Source organism: Pseudoalteromonas sp. P1-16-1b (assembly GCF_001401785.1).
Taxonomy (GTDB): Bacteria; Pseudomonadota; Gammaproteobacteria; order Enterobacterales; family Alteromonadaceae; genus Pseudoalteromonas; species Pseudoalteromonas undina.
The window spans coordinates 19,244-36,409 of record NZ_LKGQ01000021.1 but is presented as its reverse complement, the minus strand read 5'-3'; the positions used below and the strand labels follow the sequence as shown (position 1 = coordinate 36,409).

The following is a 17,166-nucleotide window of genomic DNA, read 5'->3' as shown; positions in this document are numbered from 1 at the left end:
AGTGTAACAGGAATAAAATCATCCGCGAATAGCTGCATTTTTTAGATATTCTGTTACTCTGCGATTATAAAGCCAGCAACCGTATTAATCTAATGAAAGCGACATATACCTTACAATTAAAACAACTATTAATCAGCACCGTATTGTTGTGTGCATTAGCTGGCTGTGGCCAAAGCGGCCCGCTGTACTTACCCGAGCAGCCTGCTGAACAAAAGCAGCCAACTGACATTCCTAACAAACAAACACCCGCCGAGCAACAACAGGAGCAGTAAATGGATTTTTTTAATTATAAAAACAACCAACTATTTGCTGAAGATGTCAGCGTAGCAACCATTGCACAGCACTATGGTACGCCGTGTTATGTGTATTCCAGAGCCACGTTTGAACGCCATTATTTAGCGTTTGCTAATGCGACTCAAGATCACAAAAGCCTAGTGTGTTATGCCGTTAAAGCAAATTCAAATATTGCGGTGTTAAACATATTGGCACGACTTGGAGCGGGTTTTGATATTGTCTCAAAAGGCGAATTAGCACGGGTGATAAAAGCCGGAGGCGCTGCTAACAAAGTGGTATTTTCTGGGGTTGCTAAAACGGCTGACGAAATTGCTTATGCGTTAGAGTTAGGCATTAAATGTTTTAATGTTGAGTCAATTTCAGAGCTTGAGCGCATTTCAGAAGTGGCCTGCGAGCTTAATTTAGACGCGCCAATTTCTATTCGTGTTAATCCCGATATTGATGCCAAAACACATCCGTATATTTCTACTGGACTTAAAGAAAATAAGTTTGGTATTGGAATCGAGTCTGCATTAAGTGTGTATCAACATGCAGCATCATTACCTGGCTTAACGATTGTTGGCGTAGATTGCCATATTGGCTCACAGCTTACACAAACCAAACCGTTTTTAGAGGCGCTTGATAAACTACTGGCATTAATTGATGAATTAAAAAATGCAGGTATTGAGCTAAGCCATTTAGATATAGGTGGAGGCCTTGGAGTAACCTACGACGACGAACAACCTCCACACCCAAGTGAATATGCAGCACAAGTAACGCAGCGCCTTGCAAATTACCGTCACCTAGAACTGATTTTTGAGCCCGGGCGAGCCATTGCCGCAAACGCGGGGATTTTAGTAACACAAGTTGAGTTTATTAAACAAAACCAAGACAAGTATTTTGCGATTGTAGATGCGGGTATGAACGACATGTTACGCCCATCACTGTATCAAGCATGGCAAAAAATTATTCCTGTATCAGTGCGTGATGACGAAACACCTACCCACAACTATGACGTGGTTGGCCCGGTGTGTGAAACCGGTGACTTTTTAGGTAAAGACCGACCACTGGCACTCAAACAAGGTGATTTGTTAGTACAGCGAAGCGCTGGAGCCTATGGTTTTACCATGAGCTCAAATTATAACTCACGTCCACGAGTTGCCGAAATAATGGTCGATGGTGAGCAACATCACCTTATTCGCGAACGCGAAACTATCGAAAGCTTATACCAAGGTGAGAAAGTTTTACCATAAACGTTTTTGCCAACTAGCTGCTCTGTGGCATGATTAGCACAGAGCAAAACCGAATTAGAGCGCTATGTTAGTTAATTTTTCCAAAATGCACGGCTTAGGTAACGACTTTGTTGTGATTGATAACATTACACAAAACGTTTTTTTATCCCGTGATCAAATCAAAAAGCTGGCCGATCGCCATTTCGGCATTGGGTTTGACCAACTACTGATGGTTGAAGCCCCTTACTCACCGGATCTCGATTTTCACTATCGTATTTTTAACGCTGACGGCCACGAAGTAGAACAATGTGGTAACGGTGCGCGCTGCTTTGCCCGCTTTGTACGCATGAAAGGCTTAACCAATAAACATAAAATCAGCGTGTCGACTAAGTCTGGTAATCTCACCCTGTATATTGAAAAAGACGGTCAAGTAACCGTTAATATGGGTCACCCTAATTTTGAGCCAAATAAAATTCCACTCAAAGCAACCAAACGTGAGCTGACTTATATTATTCGCGCAGAAGAGCATACCGTTTTTAGTGGTGCCGTATCTATGGGTAACCCTCATTGCGTAATGGAAGTAGACGATATAGAAACAGCCCAAGTGGATGCCCTAGGCCCGTTGCTTGAAAACCATGAGCGTTTTCCACAACGCGCGAACATTGGCTTTATGCAGGTTATCTCTCAAGAGCACATTAAACTCAGAGTATGGGAGCGTGGTGTAAGCGAAACACTTGCTTGCGGTACCGGCGCGTGTGCTGCCATGGTGATTGGTTTTATCCAAAATAAGCTCACCAGTACAGTACAAGTTGATTTACCCGGTGGTAGCTTACAAGTGCGCTGGAGTGGCGAGGGCCATCCAGTGCGTATGACAGGTCCCGCTGAACATGTATTTGATGGGCAAGTTGCACTATGAGTGAATTAACTAAACAGCAAGTAATAGATTACTTACAACAGCATCCTGATTTTTTAATTGAGCAACCTAAGCTGTTAGCGCAACTTGAGTTACAACAGCAAGTACAGGGTGCTACTTCATTAGTGCATATTCAGCAGCGCCAATTACGCGAGCACAATACACAGCTAAAAAATCAAATAGACAGCATGAGCAAAAATGCGACCCAGAATGAACTGGTTTATCGTTTATTTAGCCAATGTCACCGACAGCTGTGGAGTAATTACGACTTTAATACACTGGCCAGTAACTTACGCAATATTATTTGTATGAGCCCGACTATTAATGAATGCAAACTCGTTAGATACGATAATGCCTTTGAAGAGTTAGTGAAGCATAGACTGTCAGATAGTAATCATTATTTAGGCCGTGTAAATCAGCAAGAACGCGACTTACTCTTCAACAATGATACCCAATCGACCGCACTTTATTTAATTGGTGAGCCGAGTAACCCCTACGCAATTTTGGCTTTTGGCAGCCACGATGAAAACCACTTTGAGCCCTCACAAGATAACTTATTTGTATTAGATTTTGTGCGCTCATTGCAAATACGGTTACTGGAACTGGCATGAGCGATAACGCGCCAAATATAAGCGACTTAAGCGATAGCTGGCGTACACCCATTACATTATTTAGTGATTACTTAAAATTTGAACGTCAATATTCAGCGCACACCGTTAATCAGTATGTCAGCCAATTAGGTTTTGCCGCCTTGTATTTTAATAAACTGTGCGACAATTGGTTTGCGGTACAAAGTGAGCATATTCGTCGTTACAGTATGGCACTACGGGCAAAACAATTAAGTGGCAGAACAATCAGCTTAAAATTAAGCTGCATACGTAGTTTGTATAAATTTTTAAAAGCAAAAAATATTACTGAGCAAGTGCATTACCATAATCCGGCACAGGGCATAAAAGGCCCTAAATTTGCGCGGCCTTTACCTAAAAACCTTGATGTTGACCAAATGGCTCGTTTACTCGAAATACCCGATGATGATCCACTTGCCATTCGTGATAAAGCGATGATGGAACTGATGTATTCATCAGGCTTACGCATTAGTGAGTTAGTTGGCGCTAACATGCAAGATATAAACACTCGTAGCGGTGAAATATTAGTGCGAGGCAAAGGCGCCAAAGAACGCCTAATACCGGTTGGCTCTAAAGCACTTGAGGCGTTAAACAATTGGCTAGCAGTTCGCCCACTATTTATGGGCTCAGATGAACATGCAATATTTTTGAGTAGCAAAAAAAGCCGTATTTCTGTACGCCAAGTTCGTTTGCGTATGCAAGAATGGGGGATAAAGCAAGGTATTAGCTCGCAAGTTCATCCGCATAAATTACGCCACTCATTTGCGTCGCATATTTTAGAGTCGTCTGGGGATTTACGAGCAGTGCAAGAATTATTAGGCCACAGTAGTTTATCTGCAACCCAAGTTTATACTCATTTAGATTTTCAGCACTTAGCCAAGGTGTACGATAACACCCACCCACGTGCTAAAAAAAGAACCGATTAGAGCAGCAACTATGATCCGATTTAATCGCGCAATTTCTCCTTTTTCTGTGCTAAGTTTTGACTTAGACGATACCTTGTACGATAACCGCCCTATTATAACCGCAGCCGTTCAGGCGCAAATTGATTATTTAAATGCGCTACCAGGCTACAAAAAACAAGGACCACAGTTTTGGCAGCAATGCCGTGAACTCGCAGCACTACAGCAGCCAGAGCTGATTGATGACGTCACACAATGGCGTAAGCATACCTTGCGCTTAGTGTTGTCTGAATTAGGTTTTAAAGGTGATGAAATAGAGCATCATGCAAATAAGGCGTATCAAGCATTTGCTGATGAGCGAAGCAATATTACGGTGAGTGAAGACGTACTAATATTGCTTGATAAACTAAGTCAACACTACAAATTGATTGCCATTACTAACGGTAATGTCGAGGTTGAGCGATTTAATTTAAAAGATAAGTTTGAACTGGTGTTACAAGCAGGCTTGCATGGTAAAGCCAAACCACACACAACATTATTTGATCAAGCCGCAACACATTTACGTATCAAAAACAGCGATATTTTGCACATAGGTGATAGCCTTGATAGCGATGTGCAAGGTGCTAACAACGCTGGCTGTCAGTCTGTATGGCTGAATAATCAAGCACAAACTTATGCCTACAAAGGGCTGGCTGATATTGAAATAACCAACATTCATGCGTTAACCCATTTAATATAACCTATGCTTGTTTTACTAATAATATAAGTTAGAGTTAGTTAATTAACGACATATTATAATAACAAGGACAGCGTATGACGCTCACAGATTATTTAACAACGCTCGCAGATGAGCCAAAAAGTATTAGCTTTGCTGATACTATGGCCGTTATTGATGAGCACTATACTTTTACAGCATGCAGCTTCAGTAACCATGGGTTATTAAGTTCTGCGAGTGAAAATAACGGTTCGTGCAAAATTTTTGCATTTGCTAAGCTCAACGGTCTTAGTAAACAAAATACCTTAGATTGTTTTGGTAAATTTTACCGTGAAGATGTACTAGACAACCCAAGTGCCGATGATCACATGAATATTCGTACGTTTATGTTAGCGCCCGAGGCAACACCGTTTTTAGGCATTAGCTTTGATGGCACGCCTTTAACCACAAAAGAGTAATATTCAAATCAGCATTATTTAGCCGCTACCAGCGGCTTTTCCATAAAGTAGCGCGTACCGCTGAGTGGATAATTATTTAATTGATATTTAACCTGATAACCACGCTTTTCATAGAAAGGCTTGGCTTGAAAGTCTAAGGTGTCAAGCTGAGCCTGAACGGCACCCATTTCAATTGCTGCATTTTCAAGTGATGTTAATAACGAATCAGCCAAGCCATTGCCTCGTGCCGATTCAGCACACCACAACCAACTTATTAGCAGCCAATTGCCAAATACATAGCCACTTATGCCGGCAACTAATTCATTCTGTTTATCGAGATATTTAAAGCCGAGAGCTTGGCGCTCTGCGTCGAAGTGTTGAGCATTAAACTCAAGCATATTAACACGCAGTGCTTGGTTTAATTGCTCAGTATTTTCTGCCTGCAATAGGTACATTGGCTATTCCAAATAGACCTATTTTAGCAAATACCTGATGTTAAAACAGGTTATTTTGTCCAAAGGGAACTTCAAGCATATTGCTAGAAATTTTTTCCGGTTGACCACACATTTCATCATAAGCGCTGGTATGCCTGAGCATCATTTTCGCGTAGGCAATGTCTTCAAAGCGTTTTTGAATATGTAATGGGCTGACTGCCTTTACAAATTCACCATCGCTTTCTTGTACATAGTATTCAACATTATTAATGACAACAGACACTTGATACAAGGCCATTTCCAGTGAATGAACCACAACTTTTTGTAATGGCTGATGCTTTTTTAGTTCTGAAAATTGAATACCCATATTAACCTACCTACTGTTAAATTAACTGTCCAAGTAATCAATACGCAGCTTTGCTATAATCGCGATCAGATTTTTTTAATTACGCGCTATCATGGATACAAAAATTCGACTCGCAAAGTACATAGCGCATGCCGGTGTTTGCTCACGCAAGCAGGCCTCGCGTTTGATTGACGAAGGTGTGGTCATGGTTAATAATCGCCCCGCAAATCATATTGATCATGTGGACGAAAACGACAGTGTCATTGTTAATGGCCAAGCCATTAAAGGCCCTGCCGATTTAGTCTACTTTGCTTATCACAAACCAGTAGGAATTGATTGTAAACTCAATCAGCACGACCCAAGCAGCCTTATTCATCACTTGCCACAACTAACACGGGTATACCCTATTGGTCGCCTTGATAAAGACTCACGCGGATTGCTTATTTTAACCAATGATGGGGATTTTTGTAACCAGCTGATCCACCCTGACTTTCATCAGCCTAAACGCTATTTAGTAACCGTCAATAAACCTTTAGATGCGGATTTTTGCGAAGAAATGGCTGCAGGCGTCCCTGTCGACAAGCAAATGACTTTGCCGTGTGAGGTGACTAAAATCACTGACAATCAGTTTAGTATTATTTTAAAACAAGGACTAAATCGACAAATTCGTAAAATGGCGCATTACTGTGGTTACAAAGTGATTGATTTATACCGCGTACAAATAAGTGAATTACTGTTAGACCATTTAAATTTACCCGAAAACCAGTTTATAAAAATTAATAAAAGCGACATTTTAGGCTAACAAGCTCACGCTACCCCCTCACTTTAATGCGATTAAAAAATATAAAATAAACTTGCAAAAATAGATTACAAGTGTAGTCTTAAATTAAAGATTACACTTGTAGGCAATAAAATGATCGAATTATCAAAAGCAGAATTTGAAGTACTCGATGCGCTATGGATTAGCTACCCCGCTAATGCCAGCCAAATTATTGAGCGCTTGAGTGATGATAAACAATGGCACGAAAAAACCATTAAAACCTTACTAGGTCGATTAGTTAAAAAAGGAGCGCTTAGCTTCGAAAAAGAAGGCCGCCAATATATTTACACCCCCTGTATAAATCGTGCTGATTACACCCAAAAAGAAAGCCAGAACTTTATTGAGCGTTTTTTTAGTGGCCGCATAGCTCCGTTGGTAAGTGGTTTTGCAAAATCAGAAAAACTCTCTCAACAAGATATAAACGAGCTTAAAAAAGTCATAGATGACTGGGAAAAAAACCAAAAGTAAGGGATTCTCATGGTTATTCAAACAAGCTTTAATTGGCTAATAGAGCAACAACTATTATTGAGTCTGTTGTTTGCAGGATTTGTTTTACTTGAGCGCTTTGGCTTAAAAGCAATTGGTTCGCAGCTTATTTATAAATTAGTGTGGTTAATACCAGCCTCGCTGCTTGTCGCTAATTTACCCAATGCAATTAGGCCATTACAAAACAGTCCAATTAGTCATTATATCATTACTCCAAATCAACCATTAATAAGCACTATTAGTATTAACTGGGCGCTATTTTATGTAGTTATTACGGCACTGCTTTTATTCGCCACTTGGATTATTCACCGCCGATTTGTAAGCAACCTACAGCTTTGTGAAGTAACAAATTTACAAGCAGAAATAAGCTCAGGTGTAAAAAACTTTACTAGTCATCAAGTGGCAACACCTATGGTAATTGGGGTACTAAATAGCAAGCTAGTTTTACCACACAACTACAATACTCTGTTTGATAAAGCCACATTGGCGCTTATTTTAGAGCACGAAAATGTGCATATAAAACGCAAAGATAACCTAACAAATGCGCTGCTATTACTGGCTACAATTTTAATGTGGTTTAACCCTTTAGCTTGGATGGCATACGCAAGCTGTAGACGTTTGCAGGAGCTAACTTGTGATGAACGGGTACTAAGTAATAAAACCACACAGCAACAAATTTTATACAGCAAAGCCTTAGTAAACTGCGCTGCCAATGCGCCAGCGGGTCTGATGGCTTATTCACACTACGGAGATAAAAAAACCATGTTACAACGACTTACTAATATCAAACATAACGGCGCACATTCGCGCCTAGCAAAAGGAAGCGTGTTACTTATAGCAGCAAGCTTGCTCAGTGGCTTAGCAGTAGCAAAGCAACCTGAAGCATCAGCTAAAAAAGAAACATCTATCGCTCCCGTAATGCGAATCGAACCGCTTTACCCAAAACAAGCGGCGGAACAAGGCATTAGCGGTTCAGTGGTATTAAAATACGACATAACCCCAGCAGGCAAAACAGCTAACATTACTGTTGTAAAAGCTGAACCAGAAGCAGTCTTTAACAAAGAAGCAAAAAGAGCACTGATGCAATGGCAATATACACCTTCATCAATGGGACAACAAAACGTACTAATACAACTTGATTTTGCACTCAACAGTACAGTTACAAAAAGTGATTTAATAGAGCGAGTTAACATATCGCATTAATGGGAATAAGTGTTTAAGACTATAAAGCAAGCACCCTTTTAGGCTGCTTGCTTTGTGGTTTTTGCTTATTCTCGTTATAAACTGACGGCGATCATGCCAATAGCGGTTCCCATGCCTACCAGCCAAGTGATCGAGCGAATAATATCGAGGTTTAAATAATAAAAAGTACAAAATAAAATACGCGCTACAATATGCGTCATCGCTAAAGTTTCGGTTACGGCATTAACATTGTTTGTGCCTAATACAGCAGCCAAAGCAACGGCAAAAACCGCTAACGATTCAAAACAGTTTTGATGAGCAGCCAGCGCCCGTGCTCCGAGTCCTGTAAGTTGTGTTTGTTGTTGCCGCGGATGTTTATTATCGTAACCACCGAGCTTATTCATTTCTATAATAGCTGGGATTCTTGCAACATAAGGCATAGTCACTGCCATTAAGGCGCAAACTAATAAAGTTGTCATTATCATTCTCAAGTTATTTTTTATAACTCAAAATAACACAGCAAATAGAAAAAAGCCGCCAAATATAAATAACCTGAGTTCTGGCGGCTAGCAGTAACATCCCAGACACTATAGCCGATTTAAGCAGTGCGTCACTGTGGCAAATTGTCGCAGGTGATGAATATTCATTATGCCTTTTTGATGGTCGCTTTCATGTCACAGTACTGCTAAATTACTCCTCCGCTTATTGTATGTTGTTTAAGATGATTTGGATTTTACTGACTATTTTTGCTGCATTTATGCAGTCATGGCGCAATGCTCTGCAAAGTAAATTAAGCACTCATGTGAGCATTGCTGGCGTTACATTAGCCCGCTTTATTGTGGCAAGCCCTATTGCTGGGCTGTATTTATATGCGCTTTATTATTACCAAGATGCTCCCTTTCCTTCATTCAACCCTTTATTTATTAGCTACATTATTGGTGCCAGCATAGTGCAAATTATTGCCACGGGACTCATGGTTAAATTATTTAAAATGAATAATTTTGCTGTAGGCGCTGGGCTAGCTAAAAGTGAAGCGCTTATGGCGGCCATACTCGGGTTGCTGTTTTTTGGCTCAACGCTTTCATTGCTTGGTTGGTTTGGCGTGTTTATTGGTGCAATTGCGGTATTGCTATTAAGTGGTATCGCCAATGTGAAACACTTTAGCTTAAAAACAGCATTAACAGGACTTGCCTGCGGTACCGCCTTTGCGTTGTCATCGTCATGGATCAGAGAAGCCAGTTTAAGCTCAGGTATAGCTTTTCCATATGCGCCTGCATGGGTTTTATTGCTTGTTATTAGTTTACAAACACTAATGCTGTGTATTTATATTGCCTTAAAGGAACGCGATACATTTAAAACTATGTTTCAGCATAAGGGCATGACTTGTACGGTGAGTATATTTAGTTGCTTGGGATCAATAGGTTGGTTTAGCGCAATGAGCTTGCAACATGTTGCCTATGTAAAAACGCTCGGCCAGATAGAAGTATTTTTTACGATGTTAATTGCTGTTTTATGGTTAAAACAACCGCTAAAACGCCAAGACAGCGCTGGGCTATTATTGATTGCAGTGGCTGCGATATTGGTAATGCTGCCGAGCAGCTAAACAAGCGCAGGTATCAACCTGCGCTTGTTTTTTAATAACTAATGACTAATTTTTAGGGTGATCACACCGCAAATAATCATTAACACACCAGCAATACGACCAAACGTGGCGGCATCACCGTAAAATAATATACCCACTAAAAACGTACCAGCGGCACCAATACCCGTCCATACCGCATACGATGTACCCATAGATATTTGCTTTTGCGCTAGCCACAACATAAAGCCGCTCGCGACCATAAACGCAATGGCAATCGCGATGCCCTGCCAACGAGTCTCAGGGGTTTGAGAAATTTTTAGCCCTATAGGCCAACCAATCTCAAGTAACCCTGCAATAATTAAATACATCCACGCCATTAAATATCTCTCTTTTTCAATATTACTTCATACAAGTCGTGGCGGCGGTCTTTTAAATTACGCACTGTCCCTTCACTGTGAAGAATTTTTAACTTATCCATATCTAAGTCGCTAAATAATAACATTTCTGTATTGGTGGTGGCTTCATTTAGTGTGGCATCGTGCGGAAATGAAAAGTCCGATGGGGTTAGTACCGCCGACTGTGAAAACTGCACATCTAAGCTTTCTACTTCAGGTAAGTTACCCACAGAGCCTGCAATAACCACATAACATTCGTTTTCAATGGCACGTGCTTGGGCACAATGGCGTACACGCAAGTAACTATTTTTAGTGTCAGTCCAAAATGGCACAAATAAAATATCCAAACCTTGGGTGGCCAAAATACGTGACAACTCAGGAAATTCGACATCATAACAAATTTGAATACCTACACGGCCTGCATCTGTATCGAATACAGCAATTTTATCACCGCCTTGGATCACCCAATCGTTTTGTTCATGCGGGGTAATATGAATTTTACGTTGCTCGTCTATTTTACCGCTGCGATGGCATAAATAACTAACGTTATATATTTTATCGTCTTCGGCAAGCGGCATTGAGCCGGTAATAATGTTGGCGTTGTATTCTATCGCCATACGCGACATGGCGTTTTTAAAGGTCTCAGTGTATTCGGCTAAATACCGAATTGCCTCGGTTTGGTTACTTTGTTCAGTTAATCCCATCAATGGCGCATTAAAAAACTCAGGGAATAAAATAAAATCGCTTTTGTAATCAGATACCGTATCAACAAAGTATTCAACTTGCTTAAGCATTTCTTCAACCGATTCAACACAGCGCATTTGCCATTGCACAGCTCCTACGCGCACGATTGATTTAGTTGACTCAATAACGGTGTCGGTTGGCTCATACATAATGTTATTCCACTCAAGTAATGTGGCATAACCGACCGACTCCTGATCTTCAGGTAAGTATTTTTTTAATAATCGTTTAACCTGAAAGTCATTGGCTAATTGAAAACTGAGTATGGGGTCATACAGCTCTTTTTGATCGACCTTAGCAATGTATTCCATCGGGGTCATTTCACTGCTGTGATTGTAATAACGCGGAATACGCCCACCCGCTAAAATAGCGCGTAAGTTATACTGGCGACACAATTCTTTTCGCGCATCATATAAGCGGCGCCCTAAACGCATGCCTCGGTATTGCTCACTAATGGCAACATCCAAGCCGTATAAAGCATCTCCTGTGGTATCGCTAAATACACGGTCGTGGCCATCGGCAATATCTTCATAGGTATGCGGGTTTGAAAAACGCGCATAATCTACCTGTACACTCAGCGCTAAACCCACCAGCACGCCGTCATCCACAATACCGATTTGCCCTTCAGGGAACTGATCGATGAGTCTAAAAATAGTATGGCTTGGCCATGCTCCGCCTAGGTCGGGGTAAGCTTCGTCCATCAAGGTTTTAATTTGTGGGTATTGTTCTCGGGTTAAGTTACAAATTTCAAGATGGGTTTTTTCTGCCGACATACGCAACTCCTTGGGGCATGTAAGAATCAAAAAAGCTGAACACATGCTCAGCTTTATTAGGTTTATGCGTTTTTATTCGCGCTTTGCGCTACTTTAAACTGCGATAAAAAAGTGTGGTTACCCGCTCTTTAGGTAACCAATTAGCATATTCAAGGCCAAGTTCTGACAATGGATCTGCTTTAAGTACCTGCTCTAAACTGGCGTCATTTTGCATTGCTTTTAGCATAACATCTTTCGCTTTTTGCACCAGCTTACGATACGTGATCAGTCCTGAACGGTCACTTAGCGGGCCATGACCAGGAATAACTTGGGTTTTATCATCAATCTGATTAATCACATCATCAACCGCCGCTAAAACACCATCAACGCTACCCCCACTGTCTACATCAACAAACGGTAGGCTGCCAAAGTTAAAGTAAATATCGCCCATGTGCACAATATTATCATTATTGAAAAAAATCACCGCATCGCCATCGGTATGGGCATGTTGATAATGCACAATATGCGCTTGCTCATTATTAAAGTGCAGTGTTAAATCATCACCAAAACTAATTCGTGGTAGGTAATCCGACCCTTCGCCATGTTTTTCTTTTAGGCGTTTATGTACATTATTGTGGGCAATAACATGGGCTCCGGCTTTAGCAAAGTTTTCGTTACCACCGGTGTGATCGCCATGATGATGAGTGTTAATTACAAACTCTGCACTGCCTGGCTTTAAGTCGCTAATGGTTTTTTTAATATCGTCTGAGAGTTTGGCAAACTGATCATCAATGATATATATGCCATCATCCCCTACGCTGGCTGCAATGTTGCCACCTTGTCCGTACAGGACGTATACATGCTCGCTCAGTTGCTTAGCTGTAACTGGGTTGTCATCCGCCGCCGCGTAGTTGCCTAGTAGTAAAGTCGTTATTAATGCCGGTAGTAATTTTTTCATTGTTGTAACCCTATAATTAATAATCATGGTTATAAAACGTGATAGCAACTTATTTAGCTCACTCTGCATCCAAAGCTAGTCGTTGATAGGCACTATTTCAATTTGATGCATGAATGTTTGCGGTAACAATGGGGTGTGCTTTCCTTCTACATACTCATCAAAACCGGCTCGATAAAACTCAGAAAGCGGGTGCCCTGATTGCCCTCCAGGCACTGTTAAAATGGCACTTTCTAAATGTCCAGGTTGGGCAATAAATCGCTGCGATGCGCCAAAACTGGTTTTTTGTACGGCAGGCATATAGCTATCACCAAACCCTGGAGCGGTAGGCATATTTAGTAGCTTACTCAATAGAGGTATTTGTTTAGCAAATGGGTGTTCAATCGCTAATTCGTTTACTTTACCCCATTGCCAATTTTGCATGTTATTACCAAACTTTGCTGTTAACTGCGCGAGTGTTTGCTCAAAAGCTGCCTGTAATTGCTGCTCCCAATTAGCAAACTGCGGGTTAACCCAACTTGTTGGCTGCGCTTTTATTAATTGCCAAACAGCGGGCTCTAAATCGCGTTTTACATAACTCAATGTACCATCCTGCTGATTGAGGCTCGCTTCGATACTACTAAACAAAATATTTATTAGCTCATCACGATACGTTTTTACTAATGTATAACCAACAGAGGTTGGGCAGGCGCATTGCTGCCAATTATCTAGTGCATTGATATAATTTGCATAGTGTTCTGGCTGCTGTTTTAACTGCTCAAGTAATAAGCCATGCCAAGGAGTTAAAAAGCGCGCTTGATTGTCTAACTGTAATTGATAAAAGTCACCTTCGTTAAACTGCTGTTTTTCAAACAACCGATCGCGTATTTGCGTCGCACGAGCACCTAGGGCATAGCCGCCATTACCAAAACGTGCATTATCCTCAGCAGAGACCACTCGCGAATTCCCTGTCCATAGGCGCCCACTCTCAGGGTTTTTAACAAACGGGCGAATAACTTCATTTTGCTGCCAAGTTGCTGAATATTCATTTTCATTAATGGCAAATTCACTAGGTGCTGTTCGCGCAGGAATACCGCCCATGTGTTTCCAAGCTGCACTGCCTTGACTATCTACCACCATTAAGTTTTGTACCGGAATACCCACGTTACTTGCAATATTAAGGGCATCATCCACTGTTTCAGCCTGCTCAAGCTGTAACAATTGCATATCAACGGCATACGGCTGATGCGCAGCCCAACTTAAGGCATAAGGCTGATTGTTAATGTATTTAACAGGGCCATACTCACTTAGCGTTAAGGGATAGATTTCATCGTTGCCATTATCCAAGGTAATTACTTCATTTACTTGCCATGTTTTACTGCTATCCGTTAGTGCAACCCAGTCGGCTGTATCTATATAGCCATTAGTAAATCCCCATGCAATTTTATTATTACTGCCAACCACAATGGCAGGTGCTCCTGGTAACGAAACACCGGTTACCTGATAAGCTTGATTGTTATGAGTGTAATTAAGCTGCGCTCGATACCAAATAACCGGCACCGCCATTGATAAGTGCATATCATCTGAAAGCATCGCAGCTTGAGTATTAGTTAAATCTGCGGTCACTGCCCAGTTATTACTGCCTACTTCTAAATTAGCAGTAATGCTTTTAATCGCCGCTAATGGCTGCGTTGGTAACTGGGGTATAGTTTGGGTATAAGGTGCTAAAACACTGCCATCTAATGCTGCTTGGTATTGGCTTGGTTGGGTTAAAAATTCAACCATTTTTACGCCATATTGCTGTTGTATTTGAATTAAAGCTTGGTCGCGCTTAAAGGTGGCAGTTTGTAAATCTAAATACATGCTAAAAATAACTAACAGACTATCTTCGCTTTGCCATGGTTGTTGCTCAGCCCCTGTAAGTAGGTATTCAAAACTTGGGTACCCTACTTGCGCAAGTCCTTCGTTTACCCCTTGTGCATAGCTTTTTAGTAGTTGCTTATCGGCTTCAGGGAGAGTTTTTAAAATCGCTTGGCTGCGTTTGCGTAATTGATGAAAGCGCATTTTTTTATCAAGAGCGAGCGCGGCTTTACCAAATAGCTCACTGAGCTCACCTGCGGCATTACGTCTAAGTAAATCCATTTGAAAAAAGCGATCTTGCCCGTGGGCATAACCCAAGCCATAAGCAGCATCATAGCGAGTAGCTGCAGTAATAACAGCTTGGCCAAGCGTATCTCGAGCAACTTTAACTGGCTGCGTTACCGCATCGCTTCGGCCTTTACCATCAAGGGTAGGTAAACTTAGAGTCAACACGCCGTATACAATGGCGGTCCCCCCAAGCGCTAAAACCACAACAACCAATAGCAACCGCTTGATTACTTTAAACATAAATATACCCTTCAACTTTTTCAATAAACTATTATTAGCATATATTCATAATCGTTCTATTAAAAACGCTACGAAAAGCGGGTAAAGGGTGAAATAAACATCAAAATCCACGATAATACACAGTTCATGTATTGTGCAGACCTAGTTGAGATCAAAATGACTGAAAAAACATTTATTAAAGGTAAAGACCGCGATTTAGAATCGTCTATCTCTACCATGCAAAACAAGCTAAAAGCGCTAAATATTAATATTGAAGAAGCGCTATGGCTTAACCCTGTAGCAAACTGTTATTCAGTTCATATAAAAGATAGCGACTGTGGTGTGATGTTTACTAACGGTAAAGGTGCTACTGATAAAGCCTCTATCGCTTCTGCGCTAGGTGAATATTTTGAGCGTTTAAGCTGTAACTACTTTTTTGCTGATTTTTACTTAGGTGAAGAATTTGCCAATGGTGACTTTACTCATTACCCGAACGAAAAGTGGTTTAAAGTAGCAGAAGATGAAGTACCACAAGGGATTATGGATGAAAGCTTATGGGATTACTTCGATCCTGAGCGTGAATTAACTGCCTCACACCTTTATGATTTTAATTCTGGTAATTTTGAGCGTGGTATTTGTACTGTGCCTTATACCCGCCAGCGCGACGGTAAAGATATTTATATTCCGGTGAACGTGATTGGTAATATTTTTGTATCCAACGGTATGAGTGCTGGTAATACTAAATTTGAAGCCCGTGTACAGGGGTTATCTGAGGTATTTGAACGCGCCATTAAAAATCGCATTATTGCTGAAGGTATTAGCTTACCGATCGTGCCTGAAGAAGTGGTAAAACAATATCCTAAAATTCATGAAGCCTGTGAAGAGTTGCGTAGCCATGGCTTCCATTTACGTATTGCAGATGCCTCACTTGGCGGTAAATACCCTGTAATGAGTGTTACGCTAATCAACCCAGTGGATGGCTCTGTGTTTGCCTCTTTTGGTGCTCACCCTTCATTTGAAGTGGCGCTAGAGCGAACCGTTACCGAATTACTGCAAGGTCGTCGTCTAGATCAACTAGACGTATTTCAACCTGCCACTTTTGACAACGACGAAGTAGCCACACCTGAAAACATTGAACTGCACTTTATTGATTCAAGCGGTTTAATTTCTCATGACTTTTTCCGTTCTGAAGCAGACTTTGAATTTGTACATTGGGACTTTAGTGGTTCAACTGAGCAAGAATATAACTTCTGTACTGATTTAATTCACAGCATGGGCCATGATATCTACATCATGGATTACACCCACTTAAATGTGTATGCATGTCGTATTTTAGTGCCTGGTATGTCTGATATTTATCCGGTAGATGAGCTTATTTGGCGTAATAACAACGAAGGGGCTAAATTCCGCGAAACTTTCTTATCACTTGATCAGTATGACACTGAGCAACTGATGGAAATTTACGAAAACCTAGAAGAAGCTGGTCACAGCGATATTATTCGCGCTGCTGAATTCATTGGCTTAGCAACCGATGCCGATACGCCTTGGCATACTCTACGTATTGGTGAACTGAAAGCACACTTATGCTTAGCCGCAGGCAGCGAAGAAGCGATTGATTGGGTTGACTGGATTTTACATACCGGCCAAGTTAATGAAGACGCGATGCGTCATTTCCGTTGTTTAAAAGCTATTTTAGAAATTAAATACGATGACGAACGTGAATATGCAAGTTACCAAGACGCCTTAGGGCTTATGTTTGGCGCTAATAATGTCACCCTTGCAATTGAGATTGCAGAAGGTCGGACACGCTTTAACGGCTTAACTTTCCCAGGTTTATCGCTTGAAGGCTTTAAAAAGCACGCCGCATTACTGGATGGCTACCGCAAGTTACATGTTGCGAAACAGAAGCATTGGGCACGCGAAGTTAGTGACTCATAATATCTAAACGTCTGTATAGTTAAAAAGAAAATGGCGCATATTTAACTGCGCCATTTTTGTTTCTAGTGTTAGTTAGCTATAGTTAATCTTT

Annotated in this window: 19 protein-coding genes; 12 read left to right on the top strand and 7 right to left on the bottom strand. The window is 41.1% G+C overall.

Annotated features, from left to right (window positions below; translation table 11 throughout):
- The first annotated feature begins 92 nt into the window (after positions 1 to 92).
- From lptM to AN392_RS14290, 7 genes are all read left to right on the top strand, one after another.
- On the top strand, positions 93 to 272 hold the full coding sequence (gene lptM, locus AN392_RS14320) for an LPS translocon maturation chaperone LptM (protein ID WP_054202877.1): 180 nt from the start codon (positions 93 to 95) through the stop codon (positions 270 to 272).
- On the top strand, positions 273 to 1,526 hold the full coding sequence (gene lysA / locus AN392_RS14315; RefSeq protein WP_054202878.1) for a diaminopimelate decarboxylase: 1,254 nt from the start codon (positions 273 to 275) through the stop codon (positions 1,524 to 1,526).
- A gap of 64 nt (positions 1,527 to 1,590) precedes the next feature.
- Positions 1,591 to 2,421, top strand: coding sequence for a diaminopimelate epimerase (gene dapF / locus AN392_RS14310; RefSeq protein WP_055013095.1), 831 nt, complete (start codon positions 1,591 to 1,593; stop codon positions 2,419 to 2,421).
- Positions 2,418 to 3,029 carry a DUF484 family protein gene (locus AN392_RS14305; protein WP_010392634.1) on the top strand — a complete coding sequence of 204 codons (612 nt, stop codon included), beginning with the start codon at positions 2,418 to 2,420 and terminating at the stop codon, positions 3,027 to 3,029. Before dapF ends, AN392_RS14305 begins: the two co-directional genes overlap by 4 nt.
- Entirely contained in the window at positions 3,026 to 3,970 is a 945-nt protein-coding gene (locus AN392_RS14300; RefSeq protein ID WP_055013094.1) for a tyrosine recombinase XerC, read from the top strand. Before AN392_RS14305 ends, AN392_RS14300 begins: the two co-directional genes overlap by 4 nt.
- Before the next feature lie 10 nt (positions 3,971 to 3,980).
- The gene (locus AN392_RS14295) at positions 3,981 to 4,685 is read left to right on the top strand and encodes an HAD-IA family hydrolase (protein ID WP_055013093.1); all 705 of its coding nucleotides are present in this window, start codon (positions 3,981 to 3,983) and stop codon (positions 4,683 to 4,685) included.
- Between the two features lie 74 nt (positions 4,686 to 4,759).
- A complete protein-coding gene (locus AN392_RS14290; protein ID WP_010392629.1) occupies positions 4,760 to 5,119 on the top strand; it encodes a HopJ type III effector protein in 360 nt (119 codons plus the stop codon).
- Between the two features lie 14 nt (positions 5,120 to 5,133).
- Here AN392_RS14290 and AN392_RS14285 read toward each other — a convergent pair whose 3' ends face one another.
- Together AN392_RS14285 and AN392_RS14280 are read right to left on the bottom strand one after the other, a co-directional pair.
- Complete coding sequence (locus AN392_RS14285; protein ID WP_055013092.1) at positions 5,134 to 5,553, bottom strand: N-acetyltransferase; 420 nt, start codon at positions 5,551 to 5,553, stop codon at positions 5,134 to 5,136.
- 40 nt (positions 5,554 to 5,593) lie between these two features.
- Positions 5,594 to 5,899, bottom strand: a complete 306-nt coding sequence (locus AN392_RS14280; protein ID WP_055013091.1) for a DUF6482 family protein — start codon at positions 5,897 to 5,899, stop codon at positions 5,594 to 5,596.
- A 91-nt stretch (positions 5,900 to 5,990) separates the two neighbouring features.
- Between AN392_RS14280 and AN392_RS14275 the strand changes: the two genes are divergently transcribed.
- The 3 genes from AN392_RS14275 (at position 5,991) to AN392_RS14265 (ending at position 8,387) form a co-directional block, all read left to right on the top strand.
- Positions 5,991 to 6,680 carry a pseudouridine synthase gene (locus AN392_RS14275; RefSeq protein ID WP_010392624.1) on the top strand — a complete coding sequence of 230 codons (690 nt, stop codon included), beginning with the start codon at positions 5,991 to 5,993 and terminating at the stop codon, positions 6,678 to 6,680.
- A 111-nt stretch (positions 6,681 to 6,791) separates the two neighbouring features.
- A complete protein-coding gene (locus tag AN392_RS14270; protein ID WP_054202882.1) occupies positions 6,792 to 7,166 on the top strand; it encodes a BlaI/MecI/CopY family transcriptional regulator in 375 nt (124 codons plus the stop codon).
- Positions 7,167 to 7,175: 9 nt separating this feature from the next.
- Positions 7,176 to 8,387: a TonB family protein gene (locus tag AN392_RS14265; protein ID WP_055013090.1), complete on the top strand. Its 1,212-nt coding sequence runs from the start codon at positions 7,176 to 7,178 to the stop codon at positions 8,385 to 8,387.
- Between the two features lie 74 nt (positions 8,388 to 8,461).
- On the opposite strand, the gene AN392_RS14260 is transcribed toward AN392_RS14265, so the two are convergent.
- Complete coding sequence (locus tag AN392_RS14260; protein WP_054202884.1) at positions 8,462 to 8,845, bottom strand: MAPEG family protein; 384 nt, start codon at positions 8,843 to 8,845, stop codon at positions 8,462 to 8,464.
- A gap of 242 nt (positions 8,846 to 9,087) precedes the next feature.
- Between AN392_RS14260 and AN392_RS14255 the strand changes: the two genes are divergently transcribed.
- Entirely contained in the window at positions 9,088 to 9,969 is an 882-nt protein-coding gene (locus AN392_RS14255; protein WP_082360151.1) for a DMT family transporter, read from the top strand.
- A gap of 38 nt (positions 9,970 to 10,007) precedes the next feature.
- Here the strand turns inward: AN392_RS14255 and AN392_RS14250 are convergent, their stop codons facing one another.
- From AN392_RS14250 to AN392_RS14235, 4 genes are all read right to left on the bottom strand, one after another.
- Positions 10,008 to 10,325 (bottom strand): multidrug efflux SMR transporter, encoded by a 318-nt coding sequence (locus tag AN392_RS14250; RefSeq protein WP_010392612.1) that lies wholly within the window; start codon positions 10,323 to 10,325, stop codon positions 10,008 to 10,010.
- Complete coding sequence (locus AN392_RS14245; protein WP_010392609.1) at positions 10,325 to 11,857, bottom strand: bifunctional GNAT family N-acetyltransferase/carbon-nitrogen hydrolase family protein; 1,533 nt, start codon at positions 11,855 to 11,857, stop codon at positions 10,325 to 10,327. The genes AN392_RS14250 and AN392_RS14245 overlap by 1 nt, the downstream gene beginning before the upstream one ends.
- Positions 11,858 to 11,945: 88 nt before the next feature.
- The gene (locus AN392_RS14240; protein WP_055013089.1) at positions 11,946 to 12,794 is read right to left on the bottom strand and encodes an MBL fold metallo-hydrolase; all 849 of its coding nucleotides are present in this window, start codon (positions 12,792 to 12,794) and stop codon (positions 11,946 to 11,948) included.
- A gap of 75 nt (positions 12,795 to 12,869) precedes the next feature.
- The gene (locus tag AN392_RS14235) at positions 12,870 to 15,158 is read right to left on the bottom strand and encodes a penicillin acylase family protein (RefSeq protein WP_055013088.1); all 2,289 of its coding nucleotides are present in this window, start codon (positions 15,156 to 15,158) and stop codon (positions 12,870 to 12,872) included.
- A 156-nt stretch (positions 15,159 to 15,314) separates the two neighbouring features.
- Here AN392_RS14235 and ycaO point away from each other — a divergent pair, with 156 nt between their 5' ends.
- A complete protein-coding gene (gene ycaO / locus AN392_RS14230; protein ID WP_055013087.1) occupies positions 15,315 to 17,075 on the top strand; it encodes a 30S ribosomal protein S12 methylthiotransferase accessory factor YcaO in 1,761 nt (586 codons plus the stop codon).
- The last annotated feature ends 91 nt before the right edge of the window (positions 17,076 to 17,166 follow it).